The sequence below is a fragment of the Bradyrhizobium tropiciagri genome (assembly GCF_001189845.1).
Lineage (GTDB): Bacteria > Pseudomonadota > Alphaproteobacteria > Rhizobiales > Xanthobacteraceae > Bradyrhizobium > Bradyrhizobium tropiciagri.
This window is the reverse complement of the sequence record NZ_LFLZ01000022.1, coordinates 14602-26986: the sequence shown is the minus strand read 5'-3', so window position 1 is coordinate 26986 and position 12385 is coordinate 14602. Positions and strand designations below refer to the sequence as shown.

The following is a 12385-nucleotide window of genomic DNA, read 5'->3' as shown; positions in this document are numbered from 1 at the left end:
CCTAGCCGATTGGAGGCAATGGCGATGAATGCGGCCGCGATCGAGCAATATGCCATGCCTTGCAGGATCGTGGTCCAGTTCGACGATGCGAACGAAAGCCCGGAATTTGGCAACCAGACCACGTCGGCAAGGGTGCATGCGACGATGCATGACCACGCGATCGCCATGTGGCGCTGCGCGGCGTCGCCGAAGTCGCTGAACATCAACCAGCGCGCCGCGGCGTCACGAATCCGCGCAGAGTCGACAATCAGGCCGCGAGCGCCGGATCCGGCGGCGCGCTTTTCGATTCGTGATATCGACGACACGTGGTGCGCCCAGTGGTTGTGGCTGGCGCAGAAACTGCGTGGAGACTCTTTAACATTGGGATAACCCCGGAAGGTGCGATTCGATCACGCGCCGCCGCAGTGGCAGGACGACAGCGTCGACGACCGGGCATTTCCGGGCGATGTCGCGGACATCGGGCTTGCCGGCTCGGGAAGTCGTGACATCCGCGCAATTCGGCGGTCGATTTTTGCTCTTCTTAAATGAATTGCCGTCAGATTTGCCTGCGTCGGGCGCCGGTCCGCTGCGTATCGCCTTTGCCGGCTTGTGAACGTCCCGGGGTAGAGTATGTCGTTTCAGTCCCAACGCATTCGCGCCGTCGCGCGCATTGGATTCATCTCGCTGGCCGCAGCCCTGCTGCTGGGGCCCGCGCTCGCAACGGCTGCGCCGGATCCGGATCGGATTGCGGTCAATGTCGATCAGGCCAAGCTCGTCAAGCTGCCTGGCGGCATCGCCACGATCGTGGTCGGCAATCCCCTGATCGCCGACGTCACCCTGCAGAATGGCGGGGTCGTCGTCGTGACCGGCAAGGGCTATGGCGCGACCAATTTCATCGCACTCGACCGCACCGGACAGGTGCTGGTGGATCGCCAGATCCAAGTCGAAGGTCCGACCGACCAGCTCGTCACCGTCTACCGCGGCATCGATCGCGAGACCTACAGCTGCATGCCGGTCTGTCAGCGCCGCATCACCCTCGGCGATGGCGACACCTATTTCAGGGCGACCATGGAGCAGGCCGGTACGCTCAACAATCAGGCCACCGGCTCGGGCGGAGCCGCGAAGCCGCAGAACTGACGCGTGTCCGCTCCGGCGCCTCACACGCCGGAGTTTTGGCCGATCGCAGGCCGTTCACCCGGGATGGTTAATGAAGATCTAACGGATCGGGTCGCTCTGTCTCGATCCGGCGAAATACTTCGACAATGACTCTTGGGTAGTTGTTGCCGCCATGTTGATCCGGGGTCGTTGATGCCGCTGACCACTTTCGCCCGCCTCGTCCGTCGCTTTCGCCGAGACCGCCGCGGTGTCACCGTGGTGGAATTCGCGATGGTCGCGCCGCTGTTCTTCGGATTGCTGTTTGCAATCATCGAAGTGGCGATGATCTTCTTCGCCAGCCAGGTGCTCGAGACGGTGACGCAGGATTCGTCTCGCTTCATCATGACCGGCCAGGCTCAGGGCTTGAGCTATACCCAGGCGCAGTTCAAGGCCTATGTCTGTGGCCGGATCACGACGCTGTTCGACTGCATGAACGGCGTCTACGTCGACGTCCGCAGCTATCCATCCGCGACCGGCTTCAGCAGCGTCAACATCACGCCGATCACCGATCCAACCCAGGTGAAATGGTGTCCCGGCAAGGACGGCGACGTCGTGGTGGTCCGTCTGTTCTATCAATGGCAGCTGTTCGTCACCCAGCTCGGCTTCAACGCCTCGAACCTCCCCAATGGCAAGCGGCTCCTGATCGCGACAGCGACGTTCAAGAACGAGCCGTCCGGAACCGCCGGGGCCACATGCTCATGAACAAGGTCGTGAAAGCCCTGCCCGCGGCATTGCTGCGCTCCGTTGCTGCTCTCGCGCGTGACCGCCGGGGCCTCGCCGCCGTCGAGTTCGCCTTCATCATGCCGCTGATGCTGGTGATGTTCTTTGGCACCGTCGAGTTTTCATCCGGCGTTGCGGTCGACCGCAAGGTCACGCTGATGGCGCGCGCCGCGTCAGACCTGACCTCGCAGGCGACGCAGGTGGTGGATGCCGACCTGCAGAACTTCTTCAGCGCCAGCGTCGGCATCATGACGCCCTACGATGCGTCGCCGACCAAGGTCACGCTCTCGGAAATCTACGTCGACAATTCGAACATCGCGCACATCCAGTGGAGCAAGGCCGGGACGATCGCCTCGGGCGCCACGCAGGCCACGGTGACGGCCTCGAGCCGCAGTCAGGGTGACATCGTGACAAGCGTCGTTCCGCCGGCGCTGCTGGTTGCGGGCACCTATCTGATCTTCAGCGAGGTGAGCTACAAATACGTTCCGGCGGTCGGATACGTGATGGCCAAGGCTGGCATCACTCTCAGCGACGTTGCTTTCACGCGGCCGCGGCAGTCGATCTGCGTGTACTATGCCCCGACCGCCGCCACCATGCCGACGACCTGCTCGACATACTGAGCGCGCATGTTCTCGCGCAGACGCTTCGCGTTTGTCACAGCGCTCCGGATCACGGCGACAAAACAGCGATGCAGACAAAAAGGGCCGCACCCGAAGGTGCGGCCCTTGATGCTTTAACGACAATTTCCTGGAGCTTCGCGCTCCCGGGAAATCGGCTTATCCAGCGGCGCGCAGATTGTCGGCCGAGGATTTGCCGGAACGGCGGTCAGCAACGATCTCGTAGGAGATCTTCTGGCCTTCACGCAGAGTGCCAAGGCCGGCGCGCTCGACTGCACTGATGTGCACGAACACGTCGTTCCCGCCTTCATCCGGCTGGATGAAGCCGTAGCCCTTGGTCGCGTTAAACCACTTCACGGTTCCCATGCTCACGTGGGTAGTCCCTTCTCAGATATACAAGTTCAAGACCCGCTGATCGGCGGGGTGGTGAGATCGAATTTTTGGAAGGGTCGTCAGCGTCTGAACCGGCTGTACCGGTATTGGCTAATGTCGTCCGGCCGAAAATCGATGGGTAGGATATTATTCGATAGAAGGCTTCAAAACAATCCTGACGTGCGCGCTTTTTTTGGCCGGCGCAGCCGCCGGCCAATTGTTGCGCAGGACTCCAGGACGTCATGCGCGCAACGGTTGCAATCCGCCTGTTATCGGCGGCGGAACTGGCCGCCGCGCTGCGCGCCGCCCCGCGGCGGGCCGCCGGGCGCGCCGCTCGGACGCTCGTCCTTGTGCCGGAAAATCAGGCGGCCCTTTTCGAGGTCGTAGGGCGACATTTCGATCGTGACGCGGTCGCCGGCCAGCGTCTTGATGCGGTTTTTCTTCATCTTGCCGGCGGTGTAGGCGACGATCTCGTGTCCCGCGTCGAGTTGGACCCGGTAACGAGCGTCGGGGAGGATTTCGGTCACCAGTCCTTCGAACTGGATCAGCTCTTCCTTAGCCATATGGTTCTCCAGATCGAGCGACGGCTAGTGCTTCGGTCGGTTGTTGCGGTTGTGTTGCGGATTCGGCCGGCTCTCGCGATGCAAGAAGGCGACGCCCTGGATGCCTTCGCTGTTGCCGGCCTGCGACGGACGCGGCGACTCGCCCCGGCTCGTCTGCGGCGCGCCATTATTACCACCCCGACGGCGGCGGCGGCGAGGGCCTTTTGTGCCAGGAGCGGCCTCATTCCCACGGACATTATGCGCGCGGGGCGCAGAGCGGCCGCCCCGATGCGGGTGGGTGGCCTGCGCAGGCGCTGCGGCCTCGCGGTTACCCTGTGTGCGGCGGTCTTCCCGCGGCACGGTAATCCGGATCAGCCGCTCGATATCGCGCAAATAGCCCATCTCCTCGGCGCCCGCGATCAGCGAGATCGCGACCCCGTCGGCACCGGCGCGCGCGGTGCGGCCGATGCGGTGGACATAGGTTTCCGGCACGTTGGGCAGGTCGAAATTCACGACGTGGCTGACGCCGTCGACGTCGATGCCGCGGGCCGCGATATCGGTCGCCACCAGCGTGCGGATCTCGCCGGACCGGAACGCCGCCAGCGTGCGCTCGCGGTGGTTCTGCGACTTGTTGCCGTGGATCGCATTGGCCTCGATGCCGGCCTTGGCAAGGCTTTTCACGACCTTGTCGGCGCCGTGTTTGGTCCGGGTGAAGACCAGGGCGCGATTGACCGGTTCCTGCTTCAGGAGCTGGGCGAGAATAGTCGGTTTGGCCGCGAAATCGACCTGGATCGCGCGCTGGGCGATGCGATCGACCGTCGAGGCCACCGGCGTCACCGCCACGCGGGCGGGATCGCGCAGCATCGCCTCGGCGAGCTCGGCGATGTCCTTGGGCATGGTGGCCGAGAAGAACAGCGTCTGTCGCCGGATCGGCAGCTTGGCGACGATTTTCCGGATGTCGTTGATGAAGCCCATGTCGAGCATGCGGTCGGCTTCGTCGAGCACCAGGAATTCGACCTGGTTGAGCTTCAGGCCGTTGCTCTGCACGAGATCGAGCAGGCGGCCGGGGGTGGCGACCAGCACCTCGACGCCCTGCATCAGGGAGCGGACCTGGCGGCCCATCGGCACGCCGCCGATGGCGAGCGTCGACGACAGCCGGATGTGGCGGCCATAGGTGTTGAAGCTGTCGAGGATCTGCCCGGACAGTTCTCGGGTCGGCGAGAGCACCAGCACGCGGCAGCTCTTGGGCTGCGGGCGGACGCGGTTCTCGAGCAGCCGGTGCAGGATCGGAAGCGCGAAGGACGCGGTCTTGCCGGTTCCGGTCTGGGCGATGCCGACGACGTCGCGGCCGGCAAGTGCGAGCGGGATGGTCTGGGCCTGGATGGGTGTCGGCGTGAGATAGTTTTCTTCTCGAAGCGCGCGGGCGATGGGATCGGCGAGGCCGAAATCCTGAAAGGAGGTCAAAAGGTGGTTCTTTCCATAAAAGCCACCGTCGTCCCGGCCAATATCGGCCGGAATCGCATGTGGCGTTCGGGACACCCGCGTGTCTGGGGCGTCAAGCTGGGTTAGCTGAAAGGCGAGCCAGAAGCCGCTTGGGACGGCATAGGAACACGCAGCTCGCGAAGGCACCGCGATGTCGCGGGCATGGCGACCATATGGACCAGGAACTGGGCGGTTTCAAGATGATATCGCTGGGATTGGTGCGCCGAATGCGCCGAACCATCGCGCAAACTGTCACAAATCAGTGCCGGAAATTTAGCCAGAAAGGCGATTTTGCCTAAAAAACAACCTGATTGCTCTTTCGGCAGCCAAATCATTGGCTCAATGTTTGAGCAGTCGTTCTCCGTATTTGCCCGGAACTCGTGAAATTATCCAGTTGGTTCATCGGCTTACGGTGCCCACGCACCGTGGCACAGTTCTTGCGATTCCCTTAACCGCAGGCGGCCATGCGGCCGTTTCGCAAGCGTTCACGCCTGCGTCAGGGAGACGACATTTCATGCTTACTCAACTTACTCACGGAATAGCGACGATGACTCGCCGCCGCGCGCTCGCGGCGACGGCCGGCCTGGTTTTGGGCCTGGCGGCGTCCTCGCCCTTCGCGCCCGCGCAAGCGGCCGACGACACCATCAAGGTTGGTATCCTTCACTCGCTGTCTGGCACCATGGCGATCAGCGAAACCACCCTGAAGGACACCATCCTTTTCCTGATCGACGAGCAGAACAAGAAGGGCGGCGTGCTTGGCAAGAAGCTCGAGCCCGTCGTGGTCGACCCCGCATCGAACTGGCCGCTGTTCGCCGAGAAGGCCCGCGAGCTGATCACCAAGGACAAGGTTGCGGTCGTGTTCGGCTGCTGGACCTCGGTGTCGCGCAAGTCCGTGCTGCCGGTGTTCAAGGAGCTGAACAACATCCTGTTCTATCCGGTGCAGTATGAGGGCGAGGAGTCCGAGCGCAACGTGTTCTACACGGGCGCTGCGCCGAACCAGCAGGCGATCCCCGCCGTCGACTATCTGATGAAGGAAGAGAAGGTGAAGCGCTGGGTGCTGGCCGGAACCGACTACGTCTATCCGCGCACCACCAACAAGATCCTGGAAGCCTATCTGAAGTCGAAGGGCGTCGCCCAGGACGACATCATGATCAACTACACGCCGTTCGGTCATTCCGACTGGCAGACGATCGTGGCCGACATCAAGAAGTTCGGCTCGGCCGGCAAGAAGACCGCGGTGGTCTCGACCATCAACGGCGACGCCAACGTTCCGTTCTACAAGGAGCTCGGCAACCAGGGCATCAAGGCGACCGATATCCCGGTCGTCGCGTTCTCGGTCGGCGAAGAAGAGCTCGCCGGCATCGACACCAAGCCGCTGCTCGGCCATCTCGCCGCCTGGAACTACTTCGAGTCGATCAAGATCCCGGCGAACGAGAAGTTCATCAAGGAGTGGCAGGCCTACACCAAGAACCCGAAGCGCGTGACCAACGATCCGATGGAAGCGCACTACATCGGCTTCAACATGTGGGTGAAGGCGGTCGAGAAGGTGAAGTCGACCGATCCGGACAAGGTGATCGACGCTCTCCCGGGTATCGAAGCGCCGAACCTGACCGGCGGCACCTCGAAGATGCTGCCGAACCACCACATCACCAAGCCGGTGTTCATCGGCGAGATCAAGGGCAACGGCCAGTTCGACGTGGTCTGGAAGACCCCGGGCCTGGTGGCCGGCGACGCCTGGTCGAAGGAGCTCGAGGGCTCCAAGGACCTGATCGGCGATTGGGTCGGCAAGAAGTGCGGCAATTACAACACCAAGACCAACAAGTGCGGCGGCCAGGGCTCTTAAGCAGCTGAAAGGCTCCTAAGCTCCTGAGCTGACCAACGACACAACACAACCTTCCAACATTGGAGAAGGCGGCACCACTCGCCGCCTTCTCCTCCCACTCCTGCCGGGGTACTGACGTGTTTGCCAATTGTATTGATCGCTTTCGCGCGCTTTGTCTCTCGATCCTGCTGCTGAGCTGCCTTGCTGTACCGGCGCTGGCTAGCCCGTTCGAGGATTCGGTCGCCAAATTCGCCAATGACGAGTTCTCCGACACCGAGGCTGCGATCGGCGAGGTTGCCGCATCGGGCAATGCGCTGGCGTCGCCCATCATCAGCGCGCTGCAGGACGGCCGGCTGTCGGCTGATCCAGACAGCAAGAAGGTCTTCGTCACGCAGACCGACGGCAAGATCGTCGACGCCACGACGGGAGCAGCAGTCGACAAGGTACCCGACAACGCCGCTGCCGTTCGGCTCAACAACCGGCTGCGCCGCACCGTGGAGGCCGCGCTCGGCGGCCTGACGCTGCTGTCGCCGGATCCGGCCAAGCGGCTCGCCGCGGCGCAATCGGTGTTCAAGAGCCACGAAGAGAATCTGCTGCCGACGGTGGAGGGCGCGCTCGCCAAGGAGAGCGTCAAGCCGATCAAGCAGGCCTTCGCCGAGGCGCGCGCCGCCATCATCCTGTTCAAGTCGGATGCGTCCGACAGTGACAAGCTGGACGCCGTCGCCGTGGTCAAGGCGCGCGGCGACCAGGAGGCGCTGGCGCTGCTCACCGGACTTGGCGACCAGCCGCCGCTGGTTGCCAAGGCGGCCGCGAGCGCGGTGTCCTCGATCCAGAGCAATCTTGCGATGTGGTCGATGGTGCAGAATGCCTGGTACGGCTTGTCGCTCGGCTCGGTGCTGCTGCTCGCTGCGATCGGCTTGGCCATCACCTTCGGCGTGATGGGCGTCATCAACATGGCGCATGGCGAGATGGTGATGCTCGGGGCCTACACCACTTTCGTGGTGCAGGAGGTGATCCGCACCCGCTATCCCACGCTGTTCGATTACTCACTACTGATCGCGGTGCCGCTCGCCTTCCTGGTCGCAGGCTTCATCGGCGTGCTGATCGAGCGCACCATCATCCGCTTCCTGTACGGACGTCCGCTGGAGACGCTGCTCGCGACCTGGGGCCTGTCGCTGGTGTTGCAGCAGGCCGTGCGCACCGCATTCGGTCCGACCAACCGCGAGGTCGGCAACCCCTCCTGGATGAGCGGCGCCTTCGAGCTCGGCCAGATCACCATCACCTATAACCGGCTCTGGATCCTCTGCTTCACGCTCGCGGTGTTCGCCATCCTGCTCGCGATGCTGCGCTACACCGCGCTCGGCCTCGAGATGAGGGCAGTGACGCAGAACCGCCGCATGGCGGCTTCGATGGGGATCGCCACCTCGCGCGTCGACGCGCTGACCTTCGGGCTCGGCTCGGGGATCGCCGGCATTGCCGGCGTGGCATTGTCCCAGATCGACAATGTCAGCCCGAATCTCGGCCAGAGCTACATCATCGACAGCTTCATGGTCGTGGTGTTCGGCGGCGTCGGCAATCTCTGGGGTACGCTGGTCGGCGCCTTCACGCTCGGCATCGCCAACAAGTTCCTCGAGCCGGTGGCAGGTGCGGTGCTCGGCAAGATCGCGATCCTGGTCTTGATCATCCTGTTCATCCAGAAACGGCCGCGCGGCCTGTTCGCGCTCAAGGGCCGGGCGGTGGAAGCATGACGCCGCACATCCTGACCCGTTCGCTGGACCGCGCCGCGACCGCGTTCGTGCTGATCGTCGCCGCGGTCGGCGTGCTGATCCCGCTGTCGAACTTGCTGCTGCCGCAAGGCTCGATGTTCCAGGTGCCGACCTATCTGGTGGCGCTGTGGGGCAAATATGTCTGCTACGCCATCCTCGCGCTCTCGATCGACCTGATCTGGGGCTATTGCGGGATTCTTTCGCTTGGCCATGGAGCATTCTTCGCGCTCGGCGGCTACGCGATGGGCATGTACCTGATGCGGCAGATCGGCAGCCGCGGCGTCTACGGCAATCCGGTCCTGCCCGACTTCATGGTGTTCCTGAACTGGGACAAGCTGCCCTGGTACTGGTACGGCTTCGACAAATTTGCCTTCGCGGCGCTGATGGTGCTGCTGGTGCCGGGCCTGCTCGCCTTCTGCTTCGGCTGGCTCGCCTTCCGCTCGCGGGTCACCGGCGTCTATCTGTCGATCATCACGCAGGCGATGACCTATGCGCTGCTGCTGGCGTTCTTCCGCAATGATTTCGGCTTCGGCGGCAATAACGGCCTGACCGACTTCAAGGACATCCTCGGCTTCAACGTGCAGGCCGAAGGAACGCGTGCCGCGCTGTTCCTGCTGAGCTGCCTGGCACTGATCATCGCTTTCCTGATCTGCCGGGCGATCGTGACCTCGAAGCTCGGCAAGGTGCTGATCGCGGTGCGCGACGCGGAAAGCCGCACCCGCTTCCTCGGCTATCGTGTCGAATCCTACAAGCTGTTCGTGTTCACGCTGTCGGCCTGCATGGCCGGCGTCGCCGGCGCGCTCTATGTGCCGCAGGTCGGTATCATCAATCCAAGCGAGTTCGCGCCGGGCAATTCGATCGAGGCAGTCATTTGGGTCGCGGTCGGTGGCCGCGGCACACTGGTCGGGGCCGCGCTCGGCGCCGTGGTCGTCAACTACGCCAAGACGTTCTTCACCTCGGGGCCACTCGCGCCATACTGGCTGTTCATGCTGGGCGCGCTGTTCATCCTGGTCACGCTGCTGCTGCCGAAGGGCATCGTCGGCACCTTCAACAGCTGGTGGGAGACGACAAAGTCAAGGAACGGCTCTCCCGACGCTGACAGCGCCGCGCGCGAAGACGGCGTCGGCGCACCGAACCCGGCGGAGTAGGCAGATGAACGTCATGGATACCCGCGCCACTTCGGCCATGCTCTATCTCGACGGCGTGCACGTTTCGTTCGACGGCTTCCACGCCATCAACAATCTGTCGCTGACGCTGGCGCCCGGCGAGATGCGCGCCATCATCGGCCCGAACGGCGCCGGCAAGACCACGATGATGGACATCATCACCGGCAAGACCAAGCCGGACGAGGGCACCGTGCTGTTCGACGGCACCGTCGACCTGACCCGGCTCGACGAGACCCGGATCGCCGAGCTCGGCATCGGCCGCAAGTTCCAGAAGCCGACGGTGTTCGAGAGCCAGACCGTGCAGGACAACCTGCTGCTCGCACTCAATGTCGATCATTCCGTGCGCGGCACGCTGTTCTGGCGCGGCAGCAAGGCCGAGTCCGAACGCATCGACAAGGTGCTCGAGACCATCCGCCTGACCGATGCGCGCAACCGGCTTGCCGGCAGCCTGTCGCACGGCCAGAAGCAATGGCTCGAGATCGGCATGCTGCTGGCGCAGGATCCGAAGGTGCTGCTGGTCGATGAGCCCGTTGCCGGCATGACCGATGTCGAGACGCATCTGACCGCGGAGCTGCTGAAGGAGATCAACAAGAACCACACCATCATGGTGGTCGAGCACGACATGACCTTCGTGCGCGAGCTCGGCGTCAAGGTGACCTGCCTGCACGAGGGCACGGTGCTCGCCGAAGGTTCGATCGACCAGGTGTCGTCGAACGAGCGGGTGGTCGAAGTGTATCTGGGGCGCTAGGCGATGCTGAAGATCGACAATATCAATCTCTACTACGGCGCGGCGCAGGCGCTGCGCGGCGTCTCGCTGACCGCCGAGCCCGGCAAGGTCACCTGCGTGCTCGGTCGCAATGGCGTCGGCAAGACCTCGCTGCTGCGCGCCATGGTCGGCCAGTATCCGATCGCCTCCGGCGCGATCAATTTCGACGGCAAGGACATCACTGCGCTGAAGCCCTATGAGCGGGCGCGGCGCGGCATCGGCTTCGTGCCGCAGGGCCGCGAGATCTTCCCGCTGCTGACGGTGGAAGAGAATTTGAAGACCGGTTTCGGCCCCTTGAAGCGGGAAGATCGCAACATCCCCAACGACGTGTTCTCGCTGTTTCCGGTGCTGGAGACGATGCTCGGCCGCCGCGGCGGCGACCTGTCCGGCGGCCAGCAGCAGCAGCTCGCGATCGGCCGCGCGCTGGTGATGCGGCCAAAGCTCCTGCTGCTTGACGAGCCGACCGAGGGCATTCAGCCCTCGATCATCAAGGATATCGGCCGCGCCATCTCCTATCTGCGCAACCTCGGCAACATCGCGATCGTGCTGGTCGAACAATATCTCGACTTTGCCTGCGAACTCGGCGACAGTTTTGCCGTGATGGATCGAGGTGCGGTGAAATATGCCTGCGACCGCGCAAGCCTCGATCCCGCCGAGATCAGCCGCCAGATGGCGCTGTGAACAGGATGTGACGCCGCCTTATCTTGGCGTGCGCGAGGGAGCGTCGGGGGAATGCGGAGCGGGATCGCAGGCGAGGCAGCGGCGACGTTTGCGGCCAACCGCGCCCAGGGCGCAGTGCGGTTCGGCGTGCATCGCAAGGACGGCGCGACCCGCCGCGGCGATCTGCATGAGTCGGGCTCGTTGCGCGTCCGATTTCCGTCGCCGGAGGACGACGGCCTGTCGGCCATGTTCGTCAACACCGCCGGCGGCATTGCCGGTGGGGATCACTTCGAGATAGCGATCGCGGCCGGCGAGGGCGCTCGCCTGACGCTGACCACGGCGGCGGCGGAGAAGGTTTACCGCGCGCCGGGAGCGGCAGCCCGGCTCGACATCGCGCTCAAGGTCGCTGATGGTGCGCATCTCTCTTGGCTGCCGCAGGAGACCATCCTGTTCAACCGTGCCCGGATTCACCGCCGCTTTGACATCGACCTCGCCTATAGCGCCTCGCTTTTGCTCTGCGAGATCGTGGTGTTCGGCCGCGCCGCGATGGGCGAGACGATGCGCCATGGCGAGTTCCTCGACCGCTGGCGGATGCGGCGTGGCGGCAGGCTGGTGTTCGCCGAGACCATCCGCCTCGACGGTGAAATCGGCGCGAAGCTCGCACGGCGCGCGATCGCCGGCGGCGGCTGCGCGATCGGCACCGCGCTGATCGTGCCGGGCGACGAGGCGCTGATCGCGCGCATCCGCGAGGCGTCGGAGGGCTTCGGCGGCGAAGTCGGCATCTCGGCCTGGAATGGCTTTGCAATGGCGCGCTTCTGTGCCCAAGATGCGGCCCGGCTGCGCGCCGACATGATGGCGGTGCTCGGTCGCGCCTCCATCGGCCCGCTGCCGCGGCTGTGGCTCAACTAGGCATGATCCGGAAAAGTGGATGCCGGTTTTCCGATAAGATCATGCCCAACTTAAACGTTTCAGAACGATCAGAGTGCTCGCATGAATTTGTCTCCCCGCGAAAAGGACAAGCTGCTGGTTTCGATGGCGGCCATGGTCGCGCGTCGCCGGCTCGAGCGCGGCGTCAAGCTGAACCATCCGGAAGCCGTGGCGCTGATCACCGATTTCATCGTCGAGGGCGCGCGCGATGGCCGCACAGTGGCCGAGCTGATGCAGGCCGGCGCCAAGGTGCTGACCCGCGCACAGGTGATGGATGGCATCCCCGAGATGATCCATGACATCCAGGTCGAGGCGACATTCCCCGACGGCACCAAGCTCGTCACCGTGCACGAGCCGATCCGATAGGCCACATCAGTCATTCCGGGGCGGCCGAAGGCCGAACCCGGAATC

At 63.9% G+C, this 12385-nt stretch carries 15 protein-coding genes; 12 read left to right on the top strand and 3 right to left on the bottom strand.

Annotated elements, in window-relative coordinates:
* Positions 1–24: 24 nt before the first annotated feature.
* The 5 genes from AKN84_RS47425 (at position 25) to AKN84_RS18875 (ending at position 2474) form a co-directional block, all read left to right on the top strand.
* Positions 25–369: a hypothetical protein gene (locus AKN84_RS47425; protein WP_157863323.1), complete on the top strand. Its 345-nt coding sequence runs from the start codon at positions 25–27 to the stop codon at positions 367–369.
* A gap of 9 nt (positions 370–378) precedes the next feature.
* Complete coding sequence (locus AKN84_RS47420) at positions 379–528, top strand: hypothetical protein (RefSeq protein WP_157863322.1); 150 nt, start codon at positions 379–381, stop codon at positions 526–528.
* A gap of 81 nt (positions 529–609) precedes the next feature.
* A complete protein-coding gene (locus AKN84_RS18885; RefSeq protein ID WP_050422171.1) occupies positions 610–1116 on the top strand; it encodes a pilus assembly protein N-terminal domain-containing protein in 507 nt (168 codons plus the stop codon).
* Positions 1117–1287: 171 nt separating this feature from the next.
* Complete coding sequence (locus AKN84_RS18880) at positions 1288–1836, top strand: TadE/TadG family type IV pilus assembly protein (RefSeq protein ID WP_050422170.1); 549 nt, start codon at positions 1288–1290, stop codon at positions 1834–1836.
* On the top strand, positions 1827–2474 hold the full coding sequence (locus AKN84_RS18875; protein ID WP_050422169.1) for a TadE/TadG family type IV pilus assembly protein: 648 nt from the start codon (positions 1827–1829) through the stop codon (positions 2472–2474). The genes AKN84_RS18880 and AKN84_RS18875 overlap by 10 nt, the downstream gene beginning before the upstream one ends.
* Before the next feature lie 156 nt (positions 2475–2630).
* On the opposite strand, the gene AKN84_RS18870 is transcribed toward AKN84_RS18875, so the two are convergent.
* The 3 genes from AKN84_RS18870 to AKN84_RS18860 form a co-directional block, all read right to left on the bottom strand.
* Positions 2631–2843 carry a cold-shock protein gene (locus AKN84_RS18870; RefSeq protein ID WP_016842648.1) on the bottom strand — a complete coding sequence of 71 codons (213 nt, stop codon included), beginning with the start codon at positions 2841–2843 and terminating at the stop codon, positions 2631–2633.
* A gap of 269 nt (positions 2844–3112) precedes the next feature.
* Entirely contained in the window at positions 3113–3406 is a 294-nt protein-coding gene (gene infA / locus AKN84_RS18865) for a translation initiation factor IF-1 (protein ID WP_016842649.1), read from the bottom strand.
* Positions 3407–3430: 24 nt separating this feature from the next.
* Entirely contained in the window at positions 3431–4849 is a 1419-nt protein-coding gene (locus AKN84_RS18860; protein WP_050422168.1) for a DEAD/DEAH box helicase, read from the bottom strand.
* 532 nt (positions 4850–5381) lie between these two features.
* On the opposite strand from AKN84_RS18860, the gene urtA reads away from it, so the two are divergent.
* The 7 genes from urtA to AKN84_RS18825 all read left to right on the top strand — a co-directional run bounded on the left by urtA (position 5382) and on the right by AKN84_RS18825 (position 12340).
* The gene (gene urtA / locus AKN84_RS18855; protein WP_050422167.1) at positions 5382–6710 is read left to right on the top strand and encodes an urea ABC transporter substrate-binding protein; all 1329 of its coding nucleotides are present in this window, start codon (positions 5382–5384) and stop codon (positions 6708–6710) included.
* 131 nt (positions 6711–6841) lie between these two features.
* Positions 6842–8437 (top strand): urea ABC transporter permease subunit UrtB, encoded by a 1596-nt coding sequence (gene urtB / locus AKN84_RS18850; protein WP_128970993.1) that lies wholly within the window; start codon positions 6842–6844, stop codon positions 8435–8437.
* A complete protein-coding gene (gene urtC / locus AKN84_RS18845; protein ID WP_050422165.1) occupies positions 8434–9603 on the top strand; it encodes an urea ABC transporter permease subunit UrtC in 1170 nt (389 codons plus the stop codon). The genes urtB and urtC overlap by 4 nt, the downstream gene beginning before the upstream one ends.
* A gap of 4 nt (positions 9604–9607) precedes the next feature.
* On the top strand, positions 9608–10369 hold the full coding sequence (urtD, locus tag AKN84_RS18840; RefSeq protein ID WP_050405363.1) for an urea ABC transporter ATP-binding protein UrtD: 762 nt from the start codon (positions 9608–9610) through the stop codon (positions 10367–10369).
* 3 nt (positions 10370–10372) lie between these two features.
* Complete coding sequence (urtE, locus tag AKN84_RS18835; RefSeq protein WP_050422163.1) at positions 10373–11068, top strand: urea ABC transporter ATP-binding subunit UrtE; 696 nt, start codon at positions 10373–10375, stop codon at positions 11066–11068.
* Between the two features lie 51 nt (positions 11069–11119).
* The gene (locus tag AKN84_RS18830; RefSeq protein WP_050422162.1) at positions 11120–11956 is read left to right on the top strand and encodes an urease accessory protein UreD; all 837 of its coding nucleotides are present in this window, start codon (positions 11120–11122) and stop codon (positions 11954–11956) included.
* A gap of 81 nt (positions 11957–12037) precedes the next feature.
* Positions 12038–12340: an urease subunit gamma gene (locus tag AKN84_RS18825; protein WP_028334687.1), complete on the top strand. Its 303-nt coding sequence runs from the start codon at positions 12038–12040 to the stop codon at positions 12338–12340.
* Positions 12341–12385: the final 45 nt, after the last annotated feature.